Annotated in this window: 12 protein-coding genes and 1 riboswitch; of the genes, 3 read left to right on the plus strand and 9 right to left on the minus strand. The window is 60.3% G+C overall.

Going from position 1 to position 15559, the window contains the following annotated elements:
* Window positions 1-26: 26 nt before the first annotated feature.
* From SIC15_RS17440 to SIC15_RS17480, 9 genes are all read right to left on the minus strand, one after another.
* Window positions 27-1793 (minus strand): NahK/ErcS family hybrid sensor histidine kinase/response regulator, encoded by a 1767-nt coding sequence (locus SIC15_RS17440; protein ID WP_412536555.1) that lies wholly within the window; start codon window positions 1791-1793, stop codon window positions 27-29.
* Window positions 1777-2940, minus strand: coding sequence for an alcohol dehydrogenase-like regulatory protein ErcA (gene ercA / locus SIC15_RS17445; RefSeq protein ID WP_412536556.1), 1164 nt, complete (start codon window positions 2938-2940; stop codon window positions 1777-1779). The genes SIC15_RS17440 and ercA overlap by 17 nt, the downstream gene beginning before the upstream one ends.
* A 44-nt stretch (window positions 2941-2984) precedes the next feature.
* The gene (locus SIC15_RS17450; protein ID WP_412536557.1) at window positions 2985-4796 is read right to left on the minus strand and encodes a prolyl oligopeptidase family serine peptidase; all 1812 of its coding nucleotides are present in this window, start codon (window positions 4794-4796) and stop codon (window positions 2985-2987) included.
* Between the two features lie 97 nt (window positions 4797-4893).
* Window positions 4894-6051: a pyrroloquinoline quinone biosynthesis protein PqqE gene (gene pqqE / locus SIC15_RS17455; RefSeq protein ID WP_412536558.1), complete on the minus strand. Its 1158-nt coding sequence runs from the start codon at window positions 6049-6051 to the stop codon at window positions 4894-4896.
* The gene (gene pqqD, locus SIC15_RS17460; protein ID WP_174805016.1) at window positions 6048-6326 is read right to left on the minus strand and encodes a pyrroloquinoline quinone biosynthesis peptide chaperone PqqD; all 279 of its coding nucleotides are present in this window, start codon (window positions 6324-6326) and stop codon (window positions 6048-6050) included. Before pqqD ends, pqqE begins: the two co-directional genes overlap by 4 nt.
* Window positions 6323-7078 (minus strand): pyrroloquinoline-quinone synthase PqqC, encoded by a 756-nt coding sequence (pqqC, locus tag SIC15_RS17465; protein ID WP_069181957.1) that lies wholly within the window; start codon window positions 7076-7078, stop codon window positions 6323-6325. Before pqqC ends, pqqD begins: the two co-directional genes overlap by 4 nt.
* Window positions 7075-8004, minus strand: coding sequence for a pyrroloquinoline quinone biosynthesis protein PqqB (pqqB, locus tag SIC15_RS17470; RefSeq protein WP_412536559.1), 930 nt, complete (start codon window positions 8002-8004; stop codon window positions 7075-7077). Before pqqB ends, pqqC begins: the two co-directional genes overlap by 4 nt.
* Window positions 8005-8057: 53 nt before the next feature.
* Window positions 8058-8129 carry a pyrroloquinoline quinone precursor peptide PqqA gene (gene pqqA / locus SIC15_RS17475; protein WP_007153157.1) on the minus strand — a complete coding sequence of 24 codons (72 nt, stop codon included), beginning with the start codon at window positions 8127-8129 and terminating at the stop codon, window positions 8058-8060.
* Window positions 8130-8463: 334 nt separating this feature from the next.
* A complete protein-coding gene (locus SIC15_RS17480; RefSeq protein WP_069181959.1) occupies window positions 8464-9984 on the minus strand; it encodes an aldehyde dehydrogenase family protein in 1521 nt (506 codons plus the stop codon).
* A gap of 375 nt (window positions 9985-10359) precedes the next feature.
* Window positions 10360-10466, plus strand: a riboswitch (guanidine-I (ykkC/yxkD leader).
* Window positions 10467-10524: 58 nt separating this feature from the next.
* Between SIC15_RS17480 and SIC15_RS17485 the strand changes: the two genes are divergently transcribed.
* The 3 genes from SIC15_RS17485 to uca are packed head-to-tail and all read left to right on the plus strand — an operon-like array spanning window position 10525 to window position 15534.
* Complete coding sequence (locus SIC15_RS17485; protein WP_412536560.1) at window positions 10525-11265, plus strand: urea amidolyase associated protein UAAP1; 741 nt, start codon at window positions 10525-10527, stop codon at window positions 11263-11265.
* A 13-nt stretch (window positions 11266-11278) separates the two neighbouring features.
* Window positions 11279-11917, plus strand: coding sequence for an urea amidolyase associated protein UAAP2 (locus tag SIC15_RS17490; RefSeq protein WP_412536561.1), 639 nt, complete (start codon window positions 11279-11281; stop codon window positions 11915-11917).
* Window positions 11908-15534: an urea carboxylase gene (gene uca, locus SIC15_RS17495; protein WP_412536562.1), complete on the plus strand. Its 3627-nt coding sequence runs from the start codon at window positions 11908-11910 to the stop codon at window positions 15532-15534. Before SIC15_RS17490 ends, uca begins: the two co-directional genes overlap by 10 nt.
* Window positions 15535-15559: the final 25 nt, after the last annotated feature.

A 15559-nucleotide genomic window follows, 5' to 3' on the forward strand; every position in this document is an offset into this window, starting at 1 on the left:
TATGTAAGAACGTCTTACAGGAGCTGTCAGACCGGGTCAGACGTCAGCAGGCTGGTCATCAGGGCCCTGAGCCGGTTCGGCTTCACCGGCTTGTTCAGGATCGGCAGGTACTGGGCGCGCAGTATCTTGCGGGTGTCGTCGCTGCGATCTGCGGTGATGATGGCGGCAGGAATATCCTTGCCAAGGAAGCGACGAACACCGTGCACGGCATCGTAGCCGGTTCGCTCATTGTTCAGGTGGTAATCCGCGAGAATGATCGCGGGAATCCGCCCGGTTTGCTCGAGAGTCTGTACAGCTTCAGCCTTGCTGGCGGCCGTCAGTACCTCACAGTCCCACTTCTCAAGCAGCAACTGCATGCTCTCAAGCACCGCCGGCTCGTTATCGATGACCAGCACCGGCACGCCGTCAAATCCATCGGCGAAATTGTTCAGCGAATCGGCGCGAGCCAGATCCGGGCTGGCCTGGGCGGGTTCCAGCGGCAGGGTCAGTACGAACCGGGAACCGCGGCCGGGCCTTGAGGCCACATCGATATCGTACCCCAGTACTCGGACCATCCGTTCCACGATGGCCAGTCCCAGACCCACGCCCTGCCGGCCGCCGGTGCCCTGTGGCAACAGCTGGTGAAACTCGGTGAAAATGTCCCTCAGCTTGTCTTCCTCGATTCCAACACCGGTGTCCCAAACTTCAATCCGAAGACGGTCGCCGCGGGATCTCAAAGCCATGACAACCCCACCCTTGCGGGTGTAGCGGAAGGCATTGCTGAGCAGGTTACGGAGGATACGGGTCAGCATGCGCTGATCCGTTCGTACCGTCGCAGGGATTGTCCGCACCCGGAAGCCGAGGCCGGAATTGGCGGCAACAGCCTCGAACTCCTCCCCGAGGGATCTGGCCAGGGCGGCGACATCGGTGTACACCAGGTCCGGCTTCATCGCCTGTTGGTCAAGCTTGGAAATATCGAGCAGGTCTGCAAGCAGGTCTTCCGCGCCCTCCAGAGCCCGATGCACCTGGTGAACCATGCGGGTTTCCTGCTCGGGGAGCGTGCTGTCTTGAAGCGCGGAGATCATTAGACGGGCGGCGTTCAGGGGCTGGAGCAGGTCATGGCTGGCCGCGGCAAGGTACTTGTCCTTGCTGCGGTTGGCCTCTTTTGCCGCCTCCATGGCAACAAAGAACTCGCGCTCAACCTTCTCGCGCTCCTCAATCTGGTAGCGAAGACCCACGTTGGCATTCTGCAGCTCTTCAGTCCGCTCTTCGACGCGCCGCTCCAGGGTGGCGTTCAATTGCTCCAGCTTTTGCCGGGCCAACACTCGTTCCGTGATGTCCGCCACGAAAGCTTCCACCACTTCCGGACCAAGGTCCGGGCGCCTCAACAGGGTGACCGCAACGTGGACCGGCGTGCGATCAGCACGCTGGAAGCGGGTTTCCCGGGCACTCAGGCTACCCTCGTCGAGGAGCTCCTGACGTATCGCATCGAACTCACTGGAACTGCAGAACAACTGTTCACGAAGCCGGATGACTTTCTCAGTTAACGCCTCGGGGCTGTCATAACCGCAGATTCTGGCCATGGCTGGATTACAGGCCAGAAATCCGCCTCGCAGGTTGGCCTGGAAGATTCCGTGCAGGGCATTCTCGAACAACCACTTGTAGCGGTTACGTTCCTGCTCCAGCTCGTCAATGCGTTCCTGCAGAGCGGGGTAATAGTTCTTACGGACAGACTGGCTGCCCAGCCCCAGAAGATCGCCAATTCCGTAGCCGCTGTCGTTTTCGCCGTCCTTGATGTCAGAGGGCTTCTTCATAGACAACCTGGACATCCCGCAGCGATGACTTACGGGGGTTGGTGAGAATACAGGGGTCCTGCAGGGCAAATCCGGACAAATGCGGTATGTCGGATACCGAAACACCAAGCTGGGCCAGCCGTGCTTCAAGTCCAACCCGACGTTTGAGTTCCACAATGCGGTTCATTAGTCGCTTCTTGATTTCCGGTTTGGCCATGCCACGGGTATCAATATCCATAGCCTCTGCGACCCGCCGGAAACGGTCCTCGGCAGACTGGAAGTTGTAAGCCACCACGTGCTCCAGGAGCAGCGCGTTACACAGGCCATGGGGCAAATCCAGGAACCCGCCCAGGCTGTGGGACATGGCGTGTACCGCCCCGAGAATGGCATTGGAAAACGCCAGCCCCGCCTGCATCGAAGCCAGCATGATCTGTTCCCGGAGGTAAGGATCTGCGGTGTTCTCCACCAGCAGTTCCAGATTCCGATTGATCAGGCGAATGGCCTCCAGAGCATGGGTATCGGTCAGCGGGCCGCTGCCGGTGGACACATAGGCCTCAATGGCATGCACCAGGGCATCCACCCCGGTGCAGGCGGTGAGGTAGGCATCCATGGTCTCGGTGACTTCCGGGTCGATCAGGGATACGTCCGGCACCACGGCCTTGCTGATGATCGAGAACTTGAACCGCCGGTTGGGGTCCGAAATGATCGCGAACTGGGACACATCCGCGGAGGTGCCTGCGGTGGTGGGAATCAGGATCAGGGGTGGCGACGGATTGGTGATGGTGTCCACGCCCTCGAATTCCAGGATACTGCGGCCATGGGTGGCCACGATACCGATCCCCTTGGCGCAGTCCATGGGGCTGCCGCCACCGATGGCGACAATGACATCACATTCACTGGATTTGTAGAGTTCGGCCCCGGTCATCACCTCCTCCACCCTGGGATTGGGCGAAACACCGGTGTAAACGGTCGAGCGGATATTTGCATCCGTCAGCAGAGCCACTATCTCGTCAACCCACCCGGCGGCAGCCACACCCGGATCTGACACCAGGAATACGTGCCTGGCACCGAAATTACTGGCGAAATTTGCCACGGACTTCCGGGAGCCGGCACCAAACACAATTTCCGGTGACACAAACTTTCGCAAGGAAGATATATCGTGACTCATCAGACTGCACCCGACCGCTTATTTTTATAGGAATAGCCGAGAGTTTAACTCAAGTTTTCAGCCTGATCATTGGCCTTTTGGCTATGCTTTCGGTAGAAGCTGAACATCCATTCGAGCATACCGGCCTGGTTGCCCTGGCGCCGGAAACCGTGCCCTTCATCTTCGAACCAGTGCAACTCCGGCGCCCGGCCTGCAGCTTTCATGGCTTCTATCATGGCCCGGGTCTGTTCCGGCACCACCACCTTGTCCTGCCCGCCCTGGAAAAAGATCATGGGCGCGGTGATACGTTCGGCGTGAAACAGGGGCGTTCTATCCCGCCACCGTTCAGGGTATTCGTCTGGCGAGCCCAGTAGCCAATCCAGGTAACCGGACTCGAAGCGATGGGTCATGGCCCGCAAACGCATGGGATCCGTGACACCGAACATGCTGGCCCCTGCGGTGAAGCGCCGGCTCCCTATCATTGCCATCAGAGCCGTGTAACCGCCGGAACTGCGCCCCTGGATAAATACCCTCTGGCCGTCCGCCAGGCCAAAAGAGGCCAGGTGATCCGCTGCGCGCTCCATGTCCTCGACGTCCACTTCGCCCCATCGGCCTTCCAGAGCCATGCGGAAAGCCCGACCGAACCCGCTGCTTCCCCGGTAGTTGATTTCGGCCACTGCAAAGCCCCGCTGGCACCAGTATTGAACCTGGGGATTGAACACCGGGTAGGCCGCCGACGTCGGGCCGCCATGGGCGATCAGAATAAGTGGCGGGAGGTCGGCGGAAGCGAGTTTCGGGGTGTAGAAAAACCCGTGGATGGAGCTTTCACCCGGCTTCAGTGCCGGAACCTCGATATCCAAAGGCAGAGCAGCACGGGCACCTGCCATGGCCTCTTCGCCTCCGGCAATGGTTCGAACCTGCCCGGTCTTTGCATCAATCATCAGAACCGCATCCAGACGGCTGGCAGCTCGTCCGATGCAATAGAGTTGTCCGCCAGCCGACTCCAGGCAGCGAAAGTCACCGAAGTCCCGGGCAACCCGGATTTCTTCACCGGTATCGCCGGAGCTCAACCAGAGCTCGCCGGTGCCATTGCAGTAGCGGACTCTCGCCCAACCACCCTCGCCTGTCGGGCAATGATGGGATTCGCCCAGTTGCCAGGGTGCGTTGGCGTGATCCCGCGCCGGCGCAGCGATAGTCTTCCAACCGCCCTCGCCCGAGGTCTCGATACGCCAGGGTTGCCACCAGCCTTCGTGATCAGACAGGGCCCACAGCTGATCACCATCAAATACCGGCTGCTGAACAGACCCTTCGGTGGGCGTCGGCCAGTCCCGGCATTGGTCCAGAAGACCGTCACTGCCAATATTTGCTGTCCAGAGCCGGGTGCGCACCCAGGGCATATCCGGGAGCTGCCAGCTCGTCCAGGCTATCTCTCGGCCATCGGCAGAAACCGCCGGCGCGCTGTAAAAGTCCTGACCCGAATGGAGCACCGTTCGTTCACCGGCCATGGAAACAGCCACCAGTTGCTGCTGGCCATCGGCCTCCCGCACGGCGAGAACCCGTTCCCGGGATTCGTCGGCCACCAGACCGCCGTAGGCCGCGTCCGGGTCATCGGTCAGGCTGATGCATTGGTCTCCGGTGTGGTTGATGAACCGTATCTGCTGGTCCTCACCCACAACGAAAACACCTTTGTCTGACGCTGCGACGGCGCCGCCACCGTAGCCATTCACCCGGCTGCGAATTGCAAGATGATCGGGGCCAAGACGGACCGGGCCATGATCAGAGAGATGCCAGAGCGTGTTGCAGCCCCTCGACGGGTCGGTCTGCAACCAGAACAGACCGGCCGAAGACACGGTCAATTCCCCACGCTGGATATGCATTGCGCAGGCCTCGTAGGCACTCATCACTGATTTGTTATGAGCAAGGCCTGCAAAAGTAGAAGCTGAAATAGAGCTTTCCAGCCCAGCCAGGGAACCTTCAGCCCCGGAAGAATAACCGTGAATTGTCCGCATTTCGGTAAACCAGTCCAGTCAGGCCGGCCGTGGCGTGATCCGCAGCTTTCCTGGCTGCCAGTATTCGATCATGATACGACGATTTGTTGCATACTGGATCTGCATTATCCGCATTACCGGTCAAAAGATAGGCCTGGCAGCGACAGCCGCCGAAGTCTTTTTCCTTCTCATCGCAGGAACGACAGGGCTCCGGCATCCAGCTGTCGCCGCGGTAATGGTTGAATCCCGGGCTGTCGTACCAGATGCCTTGAAGATCCATGTCTCGGACATTGGGGAAATCGATGGGCAGAAGCCGGGCGCTGTGGCATGGCAATGCTGTGCCATCCGGCGCCACGGTCAGGAACAGATTGCCCCAGCCGTTCATGCAGGCTTTCGGCCGCTTCTCGTAATAGTCGGGAGTCACAAAGATCAGCTTCATGGCGGAGCCAGATTCCTGAAGTCGCTGCCGGTACTGGTTCACTTCCTGTTCCGCCTGCACCAGCTGGGCTTTCGAGGGCATCAATCCTTCCCGGTTTTCAAACGCCCAGCCGTAATACTGGCAGGTGGCCAGCTCAACATAGTCCGCGCCCAGACGTTCACAGAGGGACATGATGTCGTTCATCTGATGGATGTTGTGCCGGTGGATCACAAAGTTGAGCACCATCGGATAGCCCGCTTCCTTCACCGCCCGGGCCATGGCCAGCTTCTGGTCAAAGGCCTTGCGGGAGCCAGCCACGGCATTGTTCAGCTCCGGATCCGAAGCCTGGAAACTGACCTGGATATGGTCCAATCCGGCCTCGGCAAAAGCATCCACCTTGGCCTCCGTCAGGCCCAGCCCTGAGGTAATGAGGTTGGTGTAATACCCCAGGTGCCGCGCTTCGGCGATCAGCTCCACCAGATCCTGCCTTACCAGGGGTTCGCCCCCGGAGAAGCCCAGCTGCGCCGCGCCCATTTTCCGTCCCTGTCGAAGCACACTTACCCACTCCTCGGTGGTCAGTTCCCGTTCAGTCTGGGCAAAATCCAGCGGATTGGAGCAATAGGGGCATTGCAGCGGGCAGCGATAGGTTAATTCCGCCAGCAGCCACAGGGGCGGTCCGGCATCATGCGGGTTATTGGGTTGATTGTGCGCGTGGGAGCAGCTCATGACAGTTCAATCCAGTGTTGTTGCCGGGCGTCCTTCAAGAACTCACTCACGTCTTGGCCAAGGGGGCCCGCGTCCGGGAACTGCTGTTCGAGGCTGGCGACGATGTCGGCCACGGTACGCTGACCGTCCACCTCGTTGAGAATGGCGCCTGCACTGCCGTTGAGCTTTACCATGCCCTCGGGGTACAGCAACACATAACTTTCCTGGGCCGGTTCCCACTGGAACCGGAATCCCCGGCGAAATCTTGGTATCTCCTGCATACCCACCTCCATCACAGACCCCGGTGCCAGACCTGGTCGTCGGTCACGGTGTGGTATGGCGGGGTACGGTGGCCGTAGGCCATGGTCATGGCATCCAGCATGGTCCAGAGAATGTCCAGTTTGAACTGCAGGATCTCCAGGGCCCGGGTCTGCTGGGCCTCGGTGGTGAAGTGGTCCAGGGTGATGGTCAGACCATGCTCCACGTCTCGTCTGGCTTCCGACAGGCGCTTGCGGAAGTAGCTGTAGCCGCTCTCCTCAATCCAGGGATAGTGGGCAGGCCAGCTGTCCAGTCGGGACTGGTGGATTTCCGGGGCAAACAGTTCGGTCAGGGACGAACAGGCCGCCTCCTGCCAGGTCGCCCGGCGGGCGAAGTTCAGGTAGGCGTCCACCGCAAAGCGGACACCGGGCAACACGTGGCGCTGGTCAATCACTTCCTCCCGGCTCAGGCCCACCGCTTCGGCCAGGGATAGCCATGCCTCAATGCCGCCGACGTCGCCGTCGTGGCCATCGTGGTCCAGAATCCGCTGCAGCCAGAGCCGGCGCACACCAGCGTCCGGGCAGTTGGCCATGATGGCGGAGTCTTTCTGGGGAATCTTGATCTGGTAGTAGTACCGATTGGCCACCCAGCCGCGGATCTGTTCGGGCGTGCACTGCCCGCCGTACATGGCTTTATGGTACGGGTGGTGGATGTGGTAGTACTGGCCCTTGGCGCGCAGGGCCTGCTCGAAATCCGTCCGGTTCATGGCGGTGTTGGCTTTGGCGTTCATGGCTGCCCCGACAGGTCGATGTGCATTCCGTCCCAGGACACCTCGATACCATGGCGGGTCAGCTCCGCCCGTTCCGGGGAATCCTCATCCAGGATCGGGTTGGTGTTGTTGATGTGAATCAGGATCTTGCGTTGTGCCGGCAGGCTGTCGAGCACCTCGATCATGCCGCCCGGGCCGCTCTGGGCCAGATGACCCATGGCCTGGCCGGTCTTGGTGCCCACTTCCTGGCGGATCATCTCGTCGTCGTGCCAGACGGTGCCGTCCACCAGCAGCACGTCGGCCTGGCGCATCCAGCCGAGAATACGGTCATCCGGCTCGCCCAGTCCGGGGGCGTAGAGCACAGTCTGGCCGGTACGGGTGTCTTTCAGGAACAGGCCAATGTTATCGCCCGGGTGTGGGTTGTCCCGGCGCGGTGAATACGGGGGCGCATTGCTCAGCAGCGGAATGGCGGTCAGCTCGATCGACGGAGCGCAGGGAATGGTAAAGGGCGCCTGCTCGGACGCCTCGATGCGGCGCCAGTTCAGGCCACCGTTCCAGTGCTTGAGCATGGTGAACAGCGGAAAACCACCGCTGAGGTCTTCATGCACCTGTTCGGTACACCAGACGTCCATCGGCAGTCCCTCGCGCAGGGATAGCAGGCCGGTGGTGTGGTCCACCTGGCTGTCCATCAGCACAATGGCATCAATACCGGTATCCCGCAGAGCACGGGCCGGCTGCATCGCTTCGAAGGAAGCCAACTGGGCGCGAATGTCGGGGGACGCGTTAAACAGGATCCAGTGCTCGCCGTCTTCACTGATGGCGATGGAAGACTGGGTGCGGGCCCGGGCGTTCAGGGTGCCCTTGCGGAAGCCGTCGCAGTTGGCGCAGTTACAGTTCCACTGAGGAAAGCCACCGCCTGCGGCGGAGCCCAGAACGTGAATAAACATGGTGGGTCACTCCACAAGCAAAACGGCCAGCGCAAGGCTGGCCGCTTCAGCACTCAGCGGTTGGCGAAGTACATGGTGACTTCGAAACCGATGCGGAGATCTTCGTAGGCTGGTTTGGTCCACATAATGCTCACCTCTATTGTCATGATTGTTAGCGCATTGCGGGTGAATCAACGACATTGCCGATAACCCAGTTCCCATCCTATCGGCCGGGGCAAGGGGCCAATATGGTACTTTGGAACTGTTTTGGTGCCTCCCTAGGTCGCAAAATCCGGGCGACGGAAGTGACTCCGGCCTGAAACGAAAAAAGGCCCTGGGAAGGGCCAAAAGAGAGTGACAGAAAAACCCGAACTCTCATCAGAGAGTCGCCCCGGCCAATCGCCGGGGAATGAAGGTGCACATCCGCTGTGCTGACTCACAGGCGGGCCCGTGTGGGAGGCCCGCTTACCGCTCACAGATTCAGAAGAAACCCAGCGGGTTGGTGTCGTAGCTGACCAGCATGTTCTTGGTCTGCTGGTAGTGCTCAAGGGCCATCTTGTGGGTTTCACGGCCAACACCGGACTTCTTGTAACCACCGAAGGCTGCGTGGGCCGGGTAGGCGTGGTAGCAGTTCATCCACACACGACCGGCCTGGATGTTACGACCCATCCGGTAGGCGAGGTTGGTGTCGCGGGTCCAGACGCCGGCACCCAGACCAAACTCGGTGTCATTGGCGATGGCCAGTGCCTCTTCCTCGGTTTTGAAGGTGGTCACACCCACCACCGGTCCGAAGATCTCTTCCTGGAACACACGCATCTTGTTGTCGCCCTTGAACAGTGTGGGCTGGATGTAGAAGCCGTTGTTGAACTCTTCATCCAGATGCTCGCGGTCGCCACCAGTCAGGACCACAGCGCCCTCTTCCTTACCAATGGCCAGGTAGGACATGATCTTGTCGAACTGTTCCTTGGACGCCTGGGCGCCAACCTGAACATCGGTGTCCAGCGGGTTGCCGCGCTTGATCGACTTGGTGCGCTGTACCACCTTCTGCATGAACTCTTCGAACATGTCTTCCTGAACCAGCGCACGTGACGGACAGGTGCACACTTCGCCCTGGTTGAAGAACGCCAGAACCAGGCCTTCCACGCACTTGTCGATGAATTCCGGCTCGGCCTTCATCACGTCAGAGAAGTAGATGTTCGGGGATTTGCCACCCAGCTCAACCGTGGACGGGATGATGTTTTCTGCCGCGCATTTGAGGATGTGAGAGCCAACCGGCGTGGAGCCAGTGAAGGCAATTTTGGCAATACGCTTGCTGGTGGCCAGGGCCTGACCGGCCTCGATGCCGTAACCGTTGACGATGTTCAGCACGCCCGGCGGCAGCAGGTCGCCAATAATTTCCATCAGTACCAGGATGCTGGCCGGGGTCTGCTCGGCCGGCTTCAGCACGGTGCAGTTACCAGCCGCCAGGCAAGGGCCCAGTTTCCAGGCCGCCATCAGCAGCGGGAAGTTCCAGGGAATGATCTGACCAACAACGCCCAGGGGCTCGTGGAAATGGTACGCCACGGTGTTGTGGTCGATCTCGCCCATATGGCCTTCCTGGGCACGGATACAACCGGCGAAGTACCGGAAGTGGTCGGCGGCCAGGGGAATGTCGGCGTTCAGGGTTTCACGAACCGCTTTGCCGTTATCCCAGGTTTCGGCAACCGCGAGCTTCTCGAGGTTGGCCTCGATGCGATCGGCAATCTTCAGCAGGATGTTGGAACGCTCGGTTGGTGAGGTCTTGCCCCATGCCGGCGCTGCCTTGTGCGCGGCATCGAGTGCGAGTTCGATGTCCTCAGCGCCGGAACGCGGAATTTCGCAAATCACTTCGCCAGTAACCGGGGTGATGTTCTCGAAATACTGGCCTTTTACCGGGGCAACCCACTCGCCACCGATGTAGTTCTCGTAACGGGATTTGAAAGAAACGACGGAGCCATCCTTTCCTGGTTGTGCGTAGATCATGATCTCGACCTCTTGTTGTGTTTGTCGCAGGGCAACGCGGCCTTTCGCGTTTACTCATTCAATGTAGACCTCAATCTTCGAGGTTTGAATGATGCGATGGAGGCGAAAAACTCCTCCCTTGGTAGTAGATGGCTCGAAGGCCACGCCACCAGTGACCCGGCTCCGAAATCAAACTCCGAAAATAAACGCACGAAAAGCGCACTGATTGATGCACCAAAAAAGTGCACCCGCCCAGACAGGGAGCACCTATACTCCACGCTCGGACCACGACCTCAATGAAATCAAACAGTTGGCGATTGGCATGGACTCTGCAGTGAACAGCGTACGCAGCGAGACGTCGGTTACTGAAACCACAATCAAAGCGCCACAATCTGACCAATGGTCAACTAGGGTTCCGGTCTGCCAACAGTGAAAGCAGACGACTGGTCCGAGAGTTGACGACCTTTTCCAAGGTTACACGGCGGGACAAAAGCCCGGGAGGATCGCTCAGTTACTGACGCCTCTCGCTTTTTTGGATGCCCTAACCAGGAGGAAAAGGCCATGTTGCAAACCGCAGCCTCCCTGTATGCAACACCCCTCTACGACGATCTGATTCCCGGCGGATCCCACTGGTCCTTTATCATGCGCCGCGGCCATGTGCTGCGCCTGATTGACGAAACCGGCGGGGCCAACGTCGGCATGTTGATGTACAACCCCGAGAATCCCCTCGAGCGTTACAACATGCCGGATACCCTGAAGAACCAGCACACCTTTCTGCTCACCAAAGGCCACGTCTTGTTATCCGACATGGGCCGGGTCTTTGCCTCCATCATCCGCGATGACCTCGGCTGGCATGACACCGTCGCCGGCACCTGCAATGCCGACCTGGTGGAACAGCGCTGGGGCAAAAAGACCTACCAGGAAGCCCACAACCACTACCACCGTAATGGCTTCAACAGCTTCCTGAACGAGCTGGCGAAGTACGGCCTGGGCAAGAAAGACCTGACCGCCAACCTGAACTGGTTCAGCAAGGTGAAAACCGATGACGACGGCAACATGACCTTCTCCAAGGGTCACTCCCACGCCGGCGCCACCGTCGACCTGCGCTTCGAGATGGACACCATCGTGGTACTGCACACCTGCCCGCACCCGATGAACCCGGCCAGCGAATACCCCAGCCATCCGCTGCGCTACCAGTTGTTCAAGGCAGCCCCGGTGACCGACGCCGATCCGTGCAAGATCTCGTCACCGGAGGCCACCCGGGCCTTCGCCAACACCGCGCTCTATCACCTGATGCAGTAATGGGAGGCCCGATATGATCAAGCAAAGCAATTTGAAGCCTGAGAACGCTGCCTTCCGCGAAACCGTCCCGGCGGGCGAGTATTTCCTGAAAGTGGTAAAAGCCGGTGAAACCGTCCGCATTCTGGACCTGGAAGGCAACCAGGCCGCCGACACCCTGTTTTACAACGCCCACAACCCGACCGAACGCTATAGCGCCGTCGACACCATCCGCGAGCAGGGCAACGTGTACCTGACCGCCGGTTCGAAGCTGATGTCCTCGGAAAACAACGTGATGCTGGAAATCACCGCCGACACCTGTGGCCGGCACGACACCCTGGGTGGCGCCTGTGCCGCCGAGAGCAACACCACGCGCTACGCCCTCGAGAAAAAGTGCATGCACGCCTGCCGGGACAGCTGGCTGGTGGCCGTCACCGAACACGACGAACTGGGCCTGAGCAAGCGGGACATCACCCACAACATCAACTTCTTCATGAACGTGCCGGTGACTGCAGATGGCGGACTCACCTTCGCCGACGGGATTTCCGATGCCGGCAAATACGTGGAACTGGAAGCAAAGATGGACGTTCTGGTGATGATCTCCAACTGCCCGCAGCTCAACAATCCGTGCAACGGCTGGAACCCGACACCGATCGAGGTGCTGGTATGGAGCTGAGCGGCAGATTCTCAAAGGTTCTGATCGCCAACCGCGGCGCCATCGCCTGCCGGGTTATTGGCACGCTGCGTGACATGGGGCTGACCTCGGTTGCCGTCTACGCCGAAGCGGATTCCGATTCGCTTCACGTGCGCCAGGCGGACGAGGCCTATTCCCTGGGCGAGGGGCCAGCAGCGACCACCTACCTGGATCAGGACAAGCTGTTTGAAGTCATCCGTAAAAGTGGTGCCGGCGCCATTCACCCTGGCTACGGCTTCCTCAGCGAGAATGCCGATTTTGCCCGGCGCTGCGACGCCGAGGGCGTGGTTTTCCTGGGCCCGACTCCGGAGCAGATGGAGCAGTTCGGTCTCAAGCATACGGCCCGGTCGCTGGCCCAAAGCGCCGGCGTACCTCTGTTACCAGGCACCGACTTGCTGACCAATCTGGAGGAAGCACTAAAAGCCGCTGACACCATCGGCTACCCGGTGATGCTGAAAAGCACCGCCGGCGGCGGCGGTATCGGCATGTCCCGCTGCTACGGTCCGGACGATCTGAACAAGAGTTTCGAATCCGTCCAGCGACTGAGCCAGAACAACTTCAGCAACAGCGGCGTGTTCCTGGAAAAATTCGTGGAACATGCACGCCATGTTGAGGTGCAGCTGTTTGGCGATGGCGAAGGTCAGGTCCTGGCCCTGGGCGAGCGGGACTGCTCCGCCCAACGCCGTAACCAGAAGGTAATTGAAGAAGCGCCGGCACCCGGGCTCACCGAAGACGTTCGCACCCGCATGCACGCCACTGCACGTCAGTTGGGCGAGAGCATTGCCTACCGCAGTGCCGGCACCGTGGAATTTATCTACGACCCGGACACCACCGAATTCTACTTCCTGGAAGTGAACACCCGCTTACAGGTGGAACACGGTGTGACCGAGCAGGTGTATAGCGTGGACCTGGTTCGCTGGATGGTGGAATTGGGTGCCGGCACCCTGCCCGACCTTTCAGAACTGGGCAGCAAGCTTGTGCCTTCCGGCCACGCCATACAGGCCCGGATTTATGCGGAAGATCCCAACAAGGATTTCCAGCCCGGAGCCGGTTTGCTCACCAATGTCGCCTGGGCAGACCAGGACGGCCTTCGCGTCGACACCTGGATTCAGCCTGGCACCGAGGTTTCGCCGCTTTACGACCCCATGCTCGCCAAGGTCATCGTGCATGAGGCCGATCGCGAGTCTGCCCGTAAGCGGCTTATGCAGGCCCTGGATGACAGCCAGCTCTATGGCATCGAGACCAACCTCAAGTATGTACGCCAGGTGCTGGACGATCCGCGTTTTGCCGAGGGCCGTCTGTTCACCCGCACTCTGAATGAATTCGATTACCAGCCGGCCACCGTGGATGTAATCAGCGGCGGCACCCTGACGACTGTTCAGGACTACCCCGGTCGCATCGGCTACTGGGAAGTCGGCGTGCCGCCGTCCGGCCCTTTCGACAGCTATTCCTTCCGTCTGGGTAACCGCCTGCTGGGCAATTCCGAAGGGGCTCCGGGCCTGGAAATCACCCTTAAGGGACCCGTGCTCACCTTCAACCGCGCCACCCAGATTGCGCTGACGGGCGCCCAACTGGACGCGACCCTGAACGATGAACCGGTGGCGTTCTGGCAGGTGATCAACGTGCCCGCCGGCGCTACCCTGAAGCTGGGCGCCACCACGGCGGACGGCGCCCGGGCCTACGTGTTGTTCCGTGGAGGGCTGGACTGCCCCGAGTACCTGACCTCCTGCAGCACCTTTACGCTCGGGCAGTTTGGTGGCCACTGTGGCCGCGCCCTACGTGCCGGTGATGTGCTGGCCCTGGCGGATTGCGAGCCAACCGGCCCGGCCGCCCTGCCTGCCGAACTGAAACCAACCATCGGCAAGACCTGGAAGCTGCACGTCACCTATGGGCCCCATGGCGCGCCGGATTATTTTACCGACGAAGACATCAACACCTTCTTCGCCAGCGACTGGGAGATCCACTACAACTCCAGCCGCACCGGCGTCAGGCTGATTGGCCCGAAACCCCAGTGGGCCCGCAGCGACGGTGGCGAGGCCGGCATGCACCCGTCCAATATCCACGACAACGCCTACGCCGTGGGCACCGTGGACTTCACCGGCGATATGCCCGTGATTCTCGGTCCCGACGGCCCCAGCCTGGGCGGTTTTGTCTGCCCGGTAACGGTGATCAGCGCTGACCTCTGGAAGCTTGGACAACTGAAAGCCGGTGACAAGGTGAAGTTTGTTCCGGTCAGCCAGGACCAGGCCGTGGCCCTGCGGGAAGCGCTGGACGAGTCCATCGCCACCCTGACCGCAGCGACCGCCCATATCACACCGATCACGCCAACCTCGCCGATTCTGGCATCACTCAGTGCCGATGACCACGAGACCGGCGTGGTCTACCGGGCCGCCGGCGACAACTATGTGCTGGTCGAATACGGCCCCATGGAGCTGGATATCCGCCTGCGTTTCCGTGCCCACGCACTTATGTTGTGGCTTTGGGAGCAGAACCACGACGCCATTCTGGAGCTGACCCCCGGTATCCGATCCCTTCAGGTGCATTACGACAGCCAGAAGCTGAATCAGCGCGCGCTGCTGGATCTTCTGATTGGCGCCGAAAAGGAACTGGAACAACAGCCCGAGTGGGATGTGCCCGCGCGCATCGTGCATTTGCCCCTGTCCTGGGACGACGGGGCCTGCCAGACCGCCATCGCGAAATACATGCAGTCGGTCCGCAAGGATGCCCCATGGTGCCCTAGCAACCTGGAATTCATTCGCCGCATCAACGGGCTGGACAGCATCGAGGACGTGAAGAAAACGCTTTTCGAGGCGAGCTATCTGGTGATTGGGCTGGGGGACGTCTACCTGGGCGCGCCGGTCGCCACCCCGCTGGACCCGCGCCACCGGCTGGTGACCACAAAATACAATCCGGCCCGGACCTGGACCGCGGAAAACTCCGTGGGCATTGGCGGCGCCTATCTGTGCATCTACGGCATGGAAGGCCCGGGCGGCTACCAGTTCGTTGGCCGCACCCTGCAGATGTGGAACCGGTACCGCACCACCGAGCTGTTCGAGGCTGGCAAACCCTGGCTGCTCCGGTTCTTTGATCAGGTGCGCTTCTACGAAGTCAGTGCCGAAGAACTGCAGCAGATCCGGCGGGACTTTCCCAACGGCGATTACCCGATAAAGGTCGAGGAAACCCGCTTCAACCTGAAGGACTACGAGCAGTTTCTGGCGAACAACGACGACGAAATCCAATCCTTCACAGCCAAGCGCAAACAGGCTTTCGATGAGGAACTGCAGCGCTGGATCGAGTCGGGCCAGATCAATTTCAGTTCCGAAGCACCGATCGAGGATACCGGCGAAGACGACATTGCCAACCTGCCAGCAGGCCAGCACGCGGTGGAAAGCCACGTAGCCGGCAACCTCTGGGAGTGCCTGGTGCAACCCGGCGACACCATCGATGCCCAACGGCCGGTAGCGGTCATTGAGTCCATGAAGATGGAAATCGAGTTACTGAGCCCCGTAACCGGACGCGTAGTGGACGTGCGTCGGGAAGCGGGACAGGCGGTCTCGCCCGGAACCCCGGTCGTGATCGTCGAAGAGATTAACGAGTAATGCCAGCAACCCAAAAAAACTGAAG

Origin of the sequence: Marinobacter sp. MIT932201 (assembly GCF_047123295.1) — a bacterium.
GTDB lineage: Bacteria > Pseudomonadota > Gammaproteobacteria > Pseudomonadales > Oleiphilaceae > Marinobacter > Marinobacter salsuginis.